A 14294-nucleotide genomic window follows, 5' to 3' on the forward strand; every position below is an offset into this window, starting at 1 on the left:
GAAAAATAAATAAACATCTTAGATCAAAGGGTGGTAAGAATTATGAAAATATCAGTGATCAATGTTGGTTTATTTTGTGTATGTTTTCTGAGCAATGCTTATGCAACCTCTGATGAGTGGAGTCAGCGCTGGAAAGCATCAAGTAGTCGCACCAATGATAATTTAGTCCAAGCAAATCTCATTGAGCTTAAGGATTCAGATTATTATTCTGGACTGGGAAAAACCACAATAAACAGCACATCGACAAGTTCTATAGGTACACTTAATTCATCTACTAGCAATGTAAATGTAAATGGTTCAAACAACGGTGTAGATATCTCGAATGATACTGCAAATGACGGTTCTGTAAATTCAACTACCACTCAAAATAATCAGCAATGTCCTAACTTAAGCACTCAACCAGGGGGAGAATCACTATGTTGAATTTTCCTTGGTTGAATAGAAGAAAAATATCTTCTGTGAGCATCACGATCCTTTTTAGCCATCTTCTGACAGGATGTACTGGCATGGCTCTTTCAAACAAGGAGCCTGTCAGCCTTGTACAAGGACCGCCTATTACTGATATTTTTACGCCTTTTGATATGGCCTTATCCTGTCTGAAAGGACAATTGCGCAATGATGTTAGTTTCTCCGTTGGCGCGATTTTAGACCAAACAGGGAAAGATGTTGTAACGAATGGCGGTAGTGGCAAAATGGTTACGCAAGGCGCTGGAGATATGGTGCAATCTGCATTGTTTCAGGCGGGTGTCAACTTATTGAATCGGCGTGATCCTCGTATTATAGAAAGCGAAGCCAAGTGGGGAATTCGTGACCCAAGGCAAATTCAAGCTTCTGATTATTATGTGACAGGTAGTATTAACAGTTTGGATTTTATTCCCGGTGGCGGTTTTGACATGCAGATTGGCGGTGTTGGTCCCAATTATAGTCAAACTCGAATTATGGTCGGTTTAGATTTATCTTTGACAGATACGCGTAGTAGTAAAGTCGTTGCTAATGTTTCGCTACAGAAGCAAATTGCAGCACAGGATTACGGCATAAATGCAGGCAGGTTTGCTGGTCATACTTTACTGAACATTCAGATTGGAAAAGGAGAGAGAGAAGCGACCAACTTTGCTTTACGTCAAATGTTGAATTTGGCTACTTTTGAATTGCTCAGTCAGGTCATTCCGCCCGTAACATTTGAAAGTTGCCGCGCTGAAATACCACCTGAATTTGGCAGCTTAGGTTTAACGAGAAGTTCTGTTGCTCTGTATAAATATAAAGAAAGCCAGCAGAAAAACACTGTGGATTCAAGCGGGTCTCTTCTGGACTCCTCATCAGATAAAACAAGTTCATCGAATGAAAAAAATAAATCGACAAACTCACCAAACAAAGATACGCAGCCGCATAAGAATAAAGAATCTGACCTGATTAAAAATCCTGAAGGTGATTCTGAAATGAGTAAAAAGGATTTAATTAAATATATCAGTATGAAACAGCGCTCATCTCCAAACAAAGTGAATGAGGAAAAAAAAGAAGATGAGAAGGCTAAAATGTTATGGGATGTAAATCCTGCGATGATCGAAAATTACTGGTCAACAACTCAGCGTGATTAAAAGATATATAAAAATGGGCTCGCTCCCATTATAAAAAGAAGTGCTTAGCGAGAAGTGCTTCAAAACTAGAAAAGAAAACTAGAAAAGGAAATTAACCATGAATAAGACTATCACAACAATCGCCTTATCCGTCGCCTTCCTGTCCAGTGCAGCCATGGCAAATAATGTACATGTAGATACTGGTCTACAAGCAACCCTAGATCTTTTATCTCAACATGCCAAAAATGGTAGTGCACTTAACCTTGCAATCAATACCAATAATATTGATGCAACTGTCAACATAGATGGTCGTTATAATTCACTCAATAATGTTGGAGACAAAGTCTCGGCAGAAACTTCAGCAATTGGTGCCGTGAATACAGGTAGTATTAACTTACAGCAAGGCAACTTCAGCGCTGTTACTGCGGGTACATTCAATGGAACTTTTGACGCTGAAAAAAATAAATGGAGTACAGTGGAAGGATGGCATAATGAAAAGTCATCTGAACTCGAAAGCTCTATCAGTGCAGGAGTGAATACTAGCTATTATGATCAATTCTCTACAACGCTGAGCAATTACAGCGCAGCAAATTTAGCCTTTAATTCAGGCGCTATTGATGCATCTGTAAATGTAGATGGAAAAGTGAATCATATTGATGGCATCAAAACTTCTGCCATTGGTGCTGTGAACACCGGTAGCATTACAGTGACCGTAAAGTAAATCAACCCTTCAACATGATTCAGGGTCTAACTATTAACGGATAGTTAGACCTTTTTTATTTTGGAATAAATTTGCATTTAAATGCAACAGTTTTTTTATTTACTGATATTACTCAGTCAATGGGCTGCTAACTTAATCCTGTTTCAGATGTTGGGCTTACTTATAGAAGCTAGAAGCGGACACTTCTACTTGGAAATAACAGTAGGTGTTGAATCTGCATTTTTTAACTTGGTATAGCCACAAAAAATATGTTCAATAAAAGTCTGTATCTCTATCATACAAAGAATTATTCTCTATTTAGTGCGACAAAAAAATAAATTGGAGATAAAAAATGTCTGTTCGGTTTTTACTGCCCATTGCGAGTTCTGCCATTGTATTGGCACTAACAGGATGTGCTTCATCATCTAGCTCTCCAAGCACAGACAGCTATGGCCCACAACCTAATTTGCCTGAACCTAAATCAAGTTTACTGCCTACGGTTAATATTGCCACTGCCAAAGGCTGGCCTGCGGGTATTATGCCAACGCCTGCTGCAGGTTTAAAAGTACAAGCATTTGCGGGAGAACTTGAACATCCGCGCTGGCTGTATGTGTTGCCGAATGGTGATGTGCTAGTGGCCGAAACAGATGCGCCATCTAAGCCTGATGATAGCAAGGGAATTAAAGGAAAAATAGCGAAACTGGTGATGAAGCGTGCAGGGTCATCGCATCCGAGTGCCAACCGCATTAGTTTGCTTCGTGATAGCAATGGTGATGGTATCGCTGACCAAAAAACCGTATTTCTACAAAATTTAAACTCTCCATTTGGCATGGCACTGGTAGGAAACATGCTGTACGTGGCCAATACTGATGCCTTAATGCGCTTTTCTTACCAAGAAGGTGCAACTCAAATTACAGTAAGTGGAACCAAAGTATTGGATTTGCCGGGTGGTACGTTAAACCATCATTGGACCAAAAACGTAATTGCCAACCCTGCGGGTACCAAACTTTATATTACTGTGGGTTCAAACAGTAACGTGGCTGAAAATGGCTTTGACCAAGAAGTGGGTCGTGCACTGATTATGGAATTTGATATTGCCAGTGGCAAGGCACGACCATTTGCGACAGGGCTGCGTAATCCAAATGGCATGGATTGGCAACCTCAAAGTGGTGCGCTATGGACAGTCGTGAATGAGCGTGATGAATTGGGCAATGATTTAGTGCCCGATTACATGACTTCAGTTAAAGAAGGCGCTTTTTATGGCTGGCCGTATAGCTATTATGGTCAACATGTGGACACACGAGTAAAACCACAAAATCCTGAGTTGGTCGCACGAGCAATTAAGCCTGATTATGCACTGGGTAACCATACAGCATCGTTAGGCTTGACATTTTATGCTGCCGAATTAATGCCACAATACCGCGGTGGTGCGCTCATTGGTCAGCATGGCTCATGGAATCGTAAACCGTATAGTGGCTATAAAGTCGTTTTTGTGCCGTTCCAAAATGGTCAACCTTCTGGTAAACCGCAAGATGTATTGACTGGCTTTTTAAGCGATAAAGGTGATGCGTTTGGGCGGCCTGTTGGTGTAGCAGTGGATTTTTCAGGAGCTATTTTGGTCGCCGATGATGTGGGTGATATGATTTGGCGCGTATCACCAGTTGGCGCAACGATTTATGAGAGTCCAATGAATCAAACACCTTAAGGTGCTTGATTTAAAATTTGGATATCAACATTGAAATTTACAGTTTTGCCGCGCCGTGCTGTATTCCGCATTTGATAAACTTGAAGTGTATATTTTCCCGTGGAGGGTAGAACCACTTCTCCAGCTGAGCCTGCTGTAGAACCAATCCATAAGGCTTCAGCTTTACCTGGCTTATCTTCTGGTGCATAAATATTGATATACGCTAAGTCGCCCGTGCTGGTTGTTTTAAATTTCAATCGTTGGCCCGCTTTGGCATGCAATGTATAACGGGCATCATCATAGCCTTTGAAAGTACCTTTTAAACTTGCGCCATAAGTCCCTTTTTTGAAAGTCACAGGTGTTTCTAATGACTTTGCAACTACAGGAGCAGAACCTAATGCAACTGAAGCAGCTAAAATAGCGAGGCTTAAACTCTTTTTCATTTTATGCTCTCAAATAATAAAATTATGGATTTAGCATATCATTTTCTGTCGGTCTGAATTTAATTATGCGATTAGACGATAAGCTTATTTCTTTAATTTTAAGAGTGTATCTGCTTCAATGATGGACACTTTTTGTTTAGATCGCTGCCATAGACATAATTCACGTCCAAGCTGATTTTTCATATGCGCTTGAGGATAGCGACCCTCTAAAACTACAGCAGAATATCCCACACGATCATCAAAAGGCATAATGTCACTGACGACCTTTGTATTTTTTAACAGACTCGCTTTTATACACGCTGCTTTAAGCTTTTGATCATGTTTTTTCCATGCATCGTCTGAACTGGCTTGAGCGGTGTAAGATGTACACATTAAACTTAATAAAATAAAACTTATCCTTTTCATTCTTTTTATGACCTTGCTTTAAATATTAAATTTAATAATACAGAGGTCATTCAATTTTTAAGAGTTAATTTACAATACTTAAAACTGTTTATTTAACTTTATGCTCACTCTTTCTTCTGTGGACACTTTTTCCGATTTTCATTCAGAAGGCAGTCACATGCGCGACCATATTCATCGAAACTTTTCCAACTTTTTGTGAGCTAAACTCAGCAAACATTGTATTCACTTTTCTTTGTCATAAAGATTACATAAATTTTGATACGCTATATGAATGGAAGATAGTGCTGTCTGAGTGTAAATGAAAATTCACGTGTAATTTTTAAATTTGAAGATGGTGATGCTTACGTTGCAGATTATCCGAACGATCACTAAGCCTTAAGTGTAGGAGAGCTAAAGATACGATGAGTCTTTACTTAAATGAGGTCAGTGCGGTATATAGCAAATCTAAAATGAATACGCTCAAGTTAGTCAAAAGATTTCCCATTTTAATGAAGCCTATCATAAAACTAAAGAGTGTGGATTTATCGGATTATGTAGTCTTAAAAAAGCACTTATTCCAATCGAAGTCGTGTGCGTAGGCACATCAATATGAATAGCTAGAAATATATTTCTTAACGAAGATTTTTTAACGTATATTGATTAGCGTTCAATGTATATAACTACAAAATCTAATAATCATTGAATGCTATTTTTGGCAGTCTCAGACTGTGTGTTATTTTCTTTTTAAGGTGTATTTATGAATAAATTTAATATTAGTGTGAAGGATCAATTTGGTGTGCATTACGCTATTGAAGCAACCTTGGATGAGGTTGTATCAAGTACTGTTAAAACGTATGAACGAATAAAGTATATTATTGTCGATAATGAGGTGATTCGCCCTAGCATTTGAAATACTTTTTCAAAGTACAAGCAGCGGAAAAATATTTAAAATTATTAAACCTTAAATGACATAAAAATATAGGTCTACCTAGCGAATATTGATCAATATCATATTTATATTGAATAATGTTTGTGTTCCTGAGGATTAAGGCGTATAAAGGCACTTCGTTGATGCGGGATGGAGCAGTCTGGTAGCTCGTCGGGCTCATAACCCGAAGGTCGTTGGTTCAAATCCAGCTCCCGCTACCAACGAAAAAATTTAAAGTTTATGCCCTAATTTGCTTCATGCATATTAGGGTTTTTTTATGCTTATATTTTTATTGATATTCTAACTTTCATTGATGTGCTTCTTATTTGTTTCTAGTAGAAATTGACCACAGTTAACAATGTGATTTGTTTTGCATTATTTTTAATTATTGTTATTTTTTGCCACTGTAACTCACTCGATTAGTGTGGAAAATGGCTAGCAGAAACTAGCTGTGGTTTCTAATACCTTTAAGGTATTTAAAGTTTTAGCCCATACTTCCATGTGTGGGCTTTTTTTTGCATTTATGCTTATGAAGAGGCTTTCGATCTTGATGATGGTCACGTAAATACCGAAAATGTGGTAAAGATAGTTAGTATTGCAAACTGTTAAGCATATTACGGCACATTAAACTTTGTCATATTGTGGATGTTAACGGGGTTTTGCTTTTTTGTTTGGTGGTGAATATAGGATAATTTACAATAAAAATTATCGCGAAAACTGTATAAATTATATTATCAACCTACCTGAATACCCAATTAAATTTAAGCCAAATAATATTAAAATGTTGTTTTGTGAAAGTATACATACAATAATTTCGATGTGATTGAGCGAAAGAAAAGGGATTATAGATATTTCAAATTCGTTTAATTATATTTTGTTTAGTTAAACTTAAAACAGTTTTTTTATTTATTAAAGTATTTATGTTGCTAGAATATGAAAATGTAATAATATGACAATGCACTCTATAGAATATATATAATAAAATTATTACAACTTTAGCACAAAGTATGGAACATAATAATGCCTCAAAATAATCCTAAATTTATATTAGAACAAATTTACAATTTCATTGTAGAAAAACCAACCATCGATTCTCAAAGTCAGTTTATGCAATTGAAGACTTTTTTGAGTGAACTACATGAGAGCGATAAATCTACATTTGAAGCGGTGAAACCTTATAATTATAAGGGTATATTTAATGGCAAACAGCAAACCATACTGGCTCATGCAGCTCCCAGTTTTCTGCAAAAAAATGAATTTTTGCATTGGATGAGTAATCAATTAGAGCAATAAAAAGCAGTTTAAAATGAACCACTCGAGGGTGGTTTTTTGATATTAATATTTCATTAATCTCTTATATTATTGAAAATTAATGATAAATTTTAATAAATAATATTCAATAATTATGCTATGTAAAAATAGAGTGCTTGTGTCATGATTCAACTTTAAAGTGAGAAACAGAAAATTTATCTTTAATAAATATGATGATGCTTAAACGGGCATTGAAAGAAAATTATAAACTTAAAATATACCATCTCAGCCGAAATTAAATGCTTTGGCGCAAGCATCTAATAATACATCGTGTGCATCTATTCATTTAGAGCAGCATAAAGATGCATGCTTTAGGTCGGGTAGAATGTCAAAAATAAGAAATGATTACCGAATACAATTTCGGCCAGCGGCTTTGGCTTTATATAGGTTATTATCGGCTTTTTTAAATACCTCTTGAACATCAAAAGAGTCATTAGGCCAATGAGCTATTCCGATTGAGACTGTGACAGGGCCTATTGAGCCAATCATCGTAGATTCTAGTCGTTTTCTCAGTCTTTCAGCAATGGTGTATCCAATTTCAATATTTGTTGTTGGTGTAAGGATTATAAATTCTTCGCCTCCAATACGACAGCAAATATCATTACTTCTAAAATTTTCACGAATGTAACTAGCAATCTGGTTTAGTACTACATCACCTTGATTATGACCATATGTATCATTAATTCTTTTAAAGAAATCGATGTCTATGTAAATAACTGAAAATTTAGTTTCAGTCTTGATAAAACTATCAACGAATAGATCCATACCTCGTCGATTATAGAAACCAGTGAGTGGGTCAGTATTAACCCTATTGTTTAATTCTGATATTTTTTCAGAAAAATTACGTACACTCATTAATAAAGAAATTTTGAATCTTCTTACTTCAAAGTACCATGGTTCAATTTTAGCAATATTTAAATCAATATTGGGCTGATTAAGTCGGCTAGCCATTTTTGCTAAGCTATTTAATGGTGAGGAAATAAGTAAAGAAACTTGCCATACAATGAAAAATATAAAGGCATAAAAAACAAGCATAACCAGTGCAACTTTATAAATGATGGTTGTTGCTTGTTGAAGTAGTTCTTTGGTCGGTTGTTGAGAGACAATAATCCAGTCTGTTGTTGGAATATGAGCAAAACCTGCTAAATTTTTAATCCCGTCAGAATTGATTAATTCAAGACTTCCTGACTCTTTCTCTCTCATATAGGCCAAGCCTGTGTTATTTAAAATTTGCTTACCAATTTTACGAGTATCAGGGTGGAAGACTATTTTATTTGATTTATCAACAACATACATGTAGCTATTTTTGTATCCATATTTTATTGTAAGTAAGTCACTAATAATATTTTTATCTTTCAGATAAATAGCACCTCCAATAAAGCCAATGAATTCTTTTTTGTTATTAAAAATTGGTTGAGAAATGAATATAATTAAGTTATTTCTTACAGAGTAATATGGAGTTGAAATATAAGTACTTTTTGCTTTTAAAGACTCTCGTAGCCCTAAGGTTGTATTTGCTGTCTCTTTTTTTAAATGAAGTTGAGAAGGGGCATAATCTATAAAGTCACCTTTAGAATTGACTATGACAATACTATTAAAGTAATCAGACTGATTTTTTAGGCGCTCAACCTCGGAATGAGTGATTTGATTATTTTCAAAGTTATTACCGAGGACATACGCACTATATTCTAATTCTTTTAATATCGTTTGAAAGTGGTTGTCAGTGCCTATAGCAATTTTTGATGCATATTCAAGATTAACTGACAAAGAGTTACTGATAAGTTGTTGTTTTTGTATATAGTAACTCACAACAACTGAAACAATAAACAAGCTTGAAACACTAAAAACTGATAATAATAAAATCAACTTTCTAAGATTGAGCTTTAGCGGATAAATCATGTACTTAAATAACATAACAGTATATTAGTTTGATTATTGTTTTCCCATTTAATAGTATGTTGTTTTAAATCATAAATCAAAAGAATAGTTTATTTTTTATAATTTAAATTTTAGATATTTAATCAGAGTAATTGCTATAAACTCTCATATCTAATTAGATCGATCCAATTTTAAATTGGCACTATCAGCTTTTTGCCTGTTTAACCGTATGAATTTTGTTTCAATAAAGATGATGGAAAAAAGATTTTGAGAGTGCACTAGGTAGGCCAAAACTGGTCCTTAGGCATTGAAGAGTTATTGAAGATGATTGTTTTTGATCATTTTGCTGGTGCTATCTACAGTTGAAAAAATTAACAATATAGACAATCAAAAATTTTGAATATGAGTAAAATGTACTTAGGTATATTTATCCATTAATTCAACAATGATTATAAAAGAGATCGGTCATGAATGGAAAAAATGAATGTCGTGAATGTTTAGTGTGTGGAAAAGCTTTTCTAATTAAAAGCCTTATCCCGATGGGGATGATACGAAAAGTGATTACAGAAGAAATTTCACATAATTTTCCAGAGTGGTCGCCCCAAGACTATATTTGCCAAGCCGATTTAACCAAGTATCGAATTCAGTATGTGCATTCATTATTAAAATCAGAAAAAGGGGAAGTCACTGATCTTGAATATGAAGTGATTAAAAGTATGCAGCAGCATGAACTCATCACAAAAAATGTTGAGAATAAGCTAGATCAACATTGGACTTTAGGAGAGCGGCTTGCAGATAAAATAGCGACTTTTGGCGGAAGTTGGGCATTTCTGATTTGTTTCGCCATATTTTTGGTCATATGGATTACCGTGAATACAGTCGTTGTAGTGGTTCATCCTGCTGATCCTTATCCCTTTATCCTATTAAACTTAATACTGTCTTGTATAGCAGCCATTCAAGCACCCGTTATTATGATGAGCCAGAATAGACAAGAAGCAAAAGACAGATTGCGTTCACAGAATGATTATCAAATTAACTTAAAAGCTGAGCTTGAAATCCAGCATTTACATGAAAAACTAGATCATCTTTTAATGCATCAGTGGGATAGACTTGCGCAAATACAAGAAATTCAACTGGACTTATTGTCTGAAATGAGCAAAAAATATTAAAAATTTATGTATATTTTTATTGAAGATCTAAGAAAATTGGATTAATTTAACTTTTAGTTAATGATTAAAAAGTACAAGCTTATTTCGTTTTTATATCAAAAGTCATCTAAGTGAGAACTGTTACATAATCAAACCGTTATTTAATAAAAATGACATCAATTTGAAATTTTTATAACCAAAAATATACACCATAATTACATAATATTTTGGAACTTTTATGCTTATTTTAGGAATGGGACTGGTCGCTATTTTATCTATTTTTGCTGTTATAGCGATTGCTTTAGGTTTAATGAGAAGTGATCCTTTATTTGTGATGGTTGGAATTTTACTATTTGTAAGCGCATTGCTGGTATTTATGATGTTTAAAAACAACCTGACGAATCCTTTCAAAGATTAATCTTTGACTAAAAGAATACCAATATTGGCAGAAACATTTGAGTATTGAGTTGTTGCTGCACGATTAAGTGAAATTTGCTGTGATGTAATCGTCTCGATGTGAAAAATACTTACAAATAGTTGGAAAATTGAGTAATTTTTGCATAAATATAGATCTAGCTAGATCAAATTAGCCATTTTTTCTTATAAAAAGCTGTCTACAAATATGACTATACTATAAAGCTATTTTTGAATTGAAAAAATGGTCACATCAAAGTAGACCTTGCTTAAATCATGAAAGACCCCTTCAAAGGGTGGTTTATCATATTTTTAAAAAGAACAAGAATAGATGATGAATGGTACAATTGATTATTTATTAATCAATAAATATGTGATAGAAAATTAAGGATAATAAAGAGAGAGTATTTATGAACTTTATAAAATATACATGTTATCCATTCTAATAATTTTAACTGGGCTATTCGCCAACATAGCTCTGTCGTTTGACTAAATTTGCCTATTTAAAAAAGGATAACATAATGACTAAAATGTTAAAAAAAGTATTATTTGCTGCGGGTCTTTTAATCGTTGGAGAGTTAACCATGGCATGTACTCGTGTGGTTTATCTTGGTGATAATGATGTAATGACAGCGCGCTCTATGGATTGGAAAAGTGATATCGGTACAAATTTATGGATTTTACCAAATAAGGTGAAGCGCAACGGCATGGCGGGGCCTAACTCGATTAAATGGACTTCTAAATATGGCAGTGTTATTGCCTCAGGTTACGATATTTCCACCACGGATGGCGTAAATGAAAAAGGCTTGAATGCAAATTTACTTTGGTTAGTTGAGTCTGAATATCCTGATATTAAAAATAATACTAAGCCATCGTTAAGTATTTCACTATGGGCACAATACGTCTTAGATAATTTTGCAACAGTGAATGAAGCAATTGCAGCATTAGAAAAAGAGCCATTTCTAGTGATGACAGATGCGGTGCCCGGTGAGGAACGTCTTGCTACATTGCATTTGTCTATTTCAGATGCAACAGGTGATAGTGCAATTATTGAATATATTAATGGAAAGCAGGTAATTCATCATAATCGTGCTTATCAGGTGATGACCAATTCTCCTATATTTGAACAACAACTCGCGTTAAATAGCTATTGGAAACAGATTGGCGGTACAACCATGTTGCCTGGAACGAATCGTGCTGCAGATCGGTTTGCAAGAGCTTCATTTTATATTAACGCTATTCCAAAAAATGCAACGCCTGAACATTCTCTGGCAAGTGTATTTAGCGTGATCCGTAATGCTTCAGTACCATTTGGTTTAAATACAGAAGAAGAGCCGAACATTTCCTCTACGCGCTGGCGTACTGTTGTCGATCATAAGAGAGGATTGTATTTCTTTGAGTCTGCGGTATCGCCAAATGTGTTTTGGGTAGATTTAAAAGATATTAATTTTAATGATGGGCAGACTAAAAAACTTGAATTAGGTCGAGATCAGGCAAAAACCTATGCAGGGAAAACCAATTCATCATTTAAGGTCACTCAACCCTTCGAGTTTCTCGGCATTAAATAAGGCAAAAATAATAGCTGGTTTGATATGCATGTAAACTCATCTTTGGATGTAATGCCAGTCAGTTAAGAAATTGACTGGCATTTTATTTTTTAAGTTCATGATGTTCTTCGATAAAAGGTATTTGGCGAGTTTTGCGGTGAGGTGCACTGCGCTGCAAGATGCCTTATCTCATGCCTTGTTTGTATTGTTTAATGAAAATGTTGTATGGCTGAAATGGTCATTCCCTAATTAAATTGAAGGGAATCTGATTCAGATGGGGCTTGATCTGCTAATCTATAAAGAACAAAAAAAATAGAATGTATTTATGAAAAAATTAATTTTATTAAGCTGTTTATTTGTTTCAAGTGCGGTATTGGCTTCAGGTGATGACGCTCAAATATGCAATGAAATTGCGGATCTTGCGGCAACGGTAATGCAGCAAAGACAGGATGGAGTGCCGATTGAAACTCAAGAAAGAATAGCATTAGAGTTTGAAGGTGATTCCAAGGATGTGTATGAGTTTATCGTCGAGGATGCATATGATCAATTATTGCTGAATACTGATCTGGGTAAACAGCAGATTGTAGATAATTTTCGTAAGCATTATTTTGAGCTTTGTATGAATGAAGAAAAGTAGTCATTTATATTTTTAATTAGTCATAATTGATTACCGCTTTTTTATTGCCCGAGCTGAAGTTGAATACAAAATAAATAGGCAATTTTGAAATTTCGTTGTAATTAAAAATACGCCATCTTTACATTATTTACGGTAAAACAATTTTAATACAAGCAATTGTTTTACCTTGTTTTTAAGAGTTAAAAATTTTAAACCAATAGATTGTTAGATTTTACGGAAGGAGTTGACACCGCAGCGAACTGTTTAAAGTCAGAACCAGAAGGCGCTTGATAAATTTTCAATCCAAATTCTGGAATAATCGCAATGAGATGATCAAAGATATCGGATTGTATTGCTTCATAATCCTTCCAGACAGTGGTATTGGTAAAAGCATAAATTTCAAGGGGTAAGCCTTCACTGGTCGGTTGTAATTGGCGAATGATTATTGATTGATTTTGTGCAATACCTGAATGCTGTTTAAGATAAAATTCGACATAGGCTCGAAATGTACCTAAATTGGTTAAACGGCGTTGGTTGTATACAGACTGGTTAGACAATTGTTGATTGAAATTTTCCAGCTCATCTTGCTTTGTATCTAAATATTGATCTAACAATAAAAACGCTTTTAATTTTTTTTGCTCCTCAAAACTCATGAAATGCACACTGCTTTGATCAATAAAAATAGAGCGTTTGATACGACGAACCCCTGCATGTGCCATACCACGCCAATTTTTAAATGTATCAGTGACTAATTTATTGGTTGGAATAGTGGTCAAAGTTTTGTCAAAGTTTTGTACGGTAATGGTATGTAATGACATATCAATGACATCACCATCTGCATTTAAGGATGGCATTTCAATCCAATCGCCAATACGAACCATGTCATAAGATGAAATTTGAACCGATGCAACCAAAGACAAAATGGTATTTTGGAACACGAGCATAAGTACCGCAGCCATTGCTCCGAAGCCTGCAAGTAAGGTAAAAACATCTTTTTTAAGGAATGTACCTAAAATCATTAAGCCACAGACAATAAAAATAATCAGCTTAACCAGTTGTAAATAGCCTTTAATAGGTTTATTTCTAGATTTTGGATTACGTTGATAAAGCAGATTAAAAATACTTAAAAATTCACTAATTGCCAACGCAATCGTGAGGAAAATAAATGCTTGTGCACCCATTTGAATAAAGGTAATTATTTTTTCTGAAAGGTATGGAACAGTTACGATTCCATTCATAATCACAATAGCAGGGACAATATTGGCAACGCGGCTGATCACACTGTGTTGGGATAAAACTTCATTATTTGCAAATTTCATTTTGGAAATAAGTTTACGAATACCCCGAACCACCACTTGTTTTGCAATAAAATTGGCGAGGGCTGCCAGCAAGATTAACAGACTTAGCGAGCTCAGCATTTCTAACCATGGATATTGATTTGACCAATCTTGAATATTCTGTATAAAAGCAAAATGCTCCAAAAGTACACCTTTAACATCGTTATTTAAAAATTCTTTATAGTTTATATAGTTATATTTTAATTGCAGTTAAAGGTAACGTTTTATATACATGAACTCAAACTGAATTAACGACATGAGTATCAAAATTAAGCTAATTTTTTGAATGTGGTTTTGAGTGCAACTTATATGAACATAAATTGCACTCTT

Annotated in this window: 13 protein-coding genes, 1 tRNA gene and 1 pseudogene; 11 read left to right on the forward strand and 4 right to left on the reverse strand. The window is 34.8% G+C overall.

What is annotated here, in order from left to right:
• The first annotated feature begins 42 nt into the window (after positions 1–42).
• The 4 genes from B9T24_RS16165 (at position 43) to B9T24_RS16180 (ending at position 3979) form a co-directional block, all read left to right on the forward strand.
• Complete coding sequence (locus B9T24_RS16165) at positions 43–423, forward strand: hypothetical protein (protein WP_086166734.1); 381 nt, start codon at positions 43–45, stop codon at positions 421–423.
• Positions 417–1595 (forward strand): CsgG/HfaB family protein, encoded by a 1179-nt coding sequence (locus B9T24_RS16170; protein ID WP_086166735.1) that lies wholly within the window; start codon positions 417–419, stop codon positions 1593–1595. The genes B9T24_RS16165 and B9T24_RS16170 overlap by 7 nt, the downstream gene beginning before the upstream one ends.
• A gap of 97 nt (positions 1596–1692) precedes the next feature.
• Positions 1693–2295, forward strand: a complete 603-nt coding sequence (locus tag B9T24_RS16175; RefSeq protein WP_086166736.1) for a hypothetical protein — start codon at positions 1693–1695, stop codon at positions 2293–2295.
• Positions 2296–2626: 331 nt separating this feature from the next.
• Entirely contained in the window at positions 2627–3979 is a 1353-nt protein-coding gene (locus tag B9T24_RS16180) for a PQQ-dependent sugar dehydrogenase (protein ID WP_086166737.1), read from the forward strand.
• On the opposite strand, the gene B9T24_RS16185 is transcribed toward B9T24_RS16180, so the two are convergent.
• A complete protein-coding gene (locus tag B9T24_RS16185; protein ID WP_086166738.1) occupies positions 3976–4401 on the reverse strand; it encodes a DNA breaking-rejoining protein in 426 nt (141 codons plus the stop codon). The genes B9T24_RS16180 and B9T24_RS16185 overlap by 4 nt on opposite strands.
• A gap of 84 nt (positions 4402–4485) precedes the next feature.
• Complete coding sequence (locus tag B9T24_RS16190; protein WP_086166739.1) at positions 4486–4806, reverse strand: hypothetical protein; 321 nt, start codon at positions 4804–4806, stop codon at positions 4486–4488.
• A gap of 736 nt (positions 4807–5542) precedes the next feature.
• Here B9T24_RS16190 and B9T24_RS16195 point away from each other — a divergent pair.
• The 3 genes and pseudogenes from B9T24_RS16195 (at position 5543) to B9T24_RS16205 (ending at position 7006) form a co-directional block, all read left to right on the forward strand.
• A pseudogene (locus B9T24_RS16195) lies at positions 5543–5750 on the forward strand (hypothetical protein).
• Positions 5751–5857: 107 nt separating this feature from the next.
• A tRNA-Met gene (locus B9T24_RS16200) sits at positions 5858–5934 on the forward strand.
• 799 nt (positions 5935–6733) lie between these two features.
• Positions 6734–7006: a hypothetical protein gene (locus B9T24_RS16205; RefSeq protein WP_086166740.1), complete on the forward strand. Its 273-nt coding sequence runs from the start codon at positions 6734–6736 to the stop codon at positions 7004–7006.
• Positions 7007–7369: 363 nt separating this feature from the next.
• Here the strand turns inward: B9T24_RS16205 and B9T24_RS16210 are convergent, their stop codons facing one another.
• Positions 7370–8923, reverse strand: coding sequence for a sensor domain-containing diguanylate cyclase (locus B9T24_RS16210; RefSeq protein WP_086166775.1), 1554 nt, complete (start codon positions 8921–8923; stop codon positions 7370–7372).
• Positions 8924–9369: 446 nt separating this feature from the next.
• Between B9T24_RS16210 and B9T24_RS16215 the strand changes: the two genes are divergently transcribed.
• The 4 genes from B9T24_RS16215 (at position 9370) to B9T24_RS16230 (ending at position 12648) form a co-directional block, all read left to right on the forward strand.
• Entirely contained in the window at positions 9370–10071 is a 702-nt protein-coding gene (locus tag B9T24_RS16215; protein ID WP_086166741.1) for a DUF1003 domain-containing protein, read from the forward strand.
• A 217-nt stretch (positions 10072–10288) separates the two neighbouring features.
• On the forward strand, positions 10289–10468 hold the full coding sequence (locus B9T24_RS16220) for a hypothetical protein (RefSeq protein ID WP_086166742.1): 180 nt from the start codon (positions 10289–10291) through the stop codon (positions 10466–10468).
• Between the two features lie 517 nt (positions 10469–10985).
• Positions 10986–12032: a linear amide C-N hydrolase gene (locus B9T24_RS16225; protein WP_086166743.1), complete on the forward strand. Its 1047-nt coding sequence runs from the start codon at positions 10986–10988 to the stop codon at positions 12030–12032.
• A 304-nt stretch (positions 12033–12336) separates the two neighbouring features.
• Positions 12337–12648, forward strand: coding sequence for a hypothetical protein (locus tag B9T24_RS16230; RefSeq protein WP_086166744.1), 312 nt, complete (start codon positions 12337–12339; stop codon positions 12646–12648).
• Positions 12649–12836: 188 nt separating this feature from the next.
• On the opposite strand, the gene B9T24_RS16235 is transcribed toward B9T24_RS16230, so the two are convergent.
• Positions 12837–14108 (reverse strand): mechanosensitive ion channel family protein, encoded by a 1272-nt coding sequence (locus B9T24_RS16235; protein WP_086166745.1) that lies wholly within the window; start codon positions 14106–14108, stop codon positions 12837–12839.
• Positions 14109–14294 lie beyond the last annotated feature (186 nt).

Source organism: Acinetobacter sp. ANC 4654 (assembly GCF_002135425.1).
GTDB lineage: Bacteria > Pseudomonadota > Gammaproteobacteria > Pseudomonadales > Moraxellaceae > Acinetobacter > Acinetobacter kyonggiensis.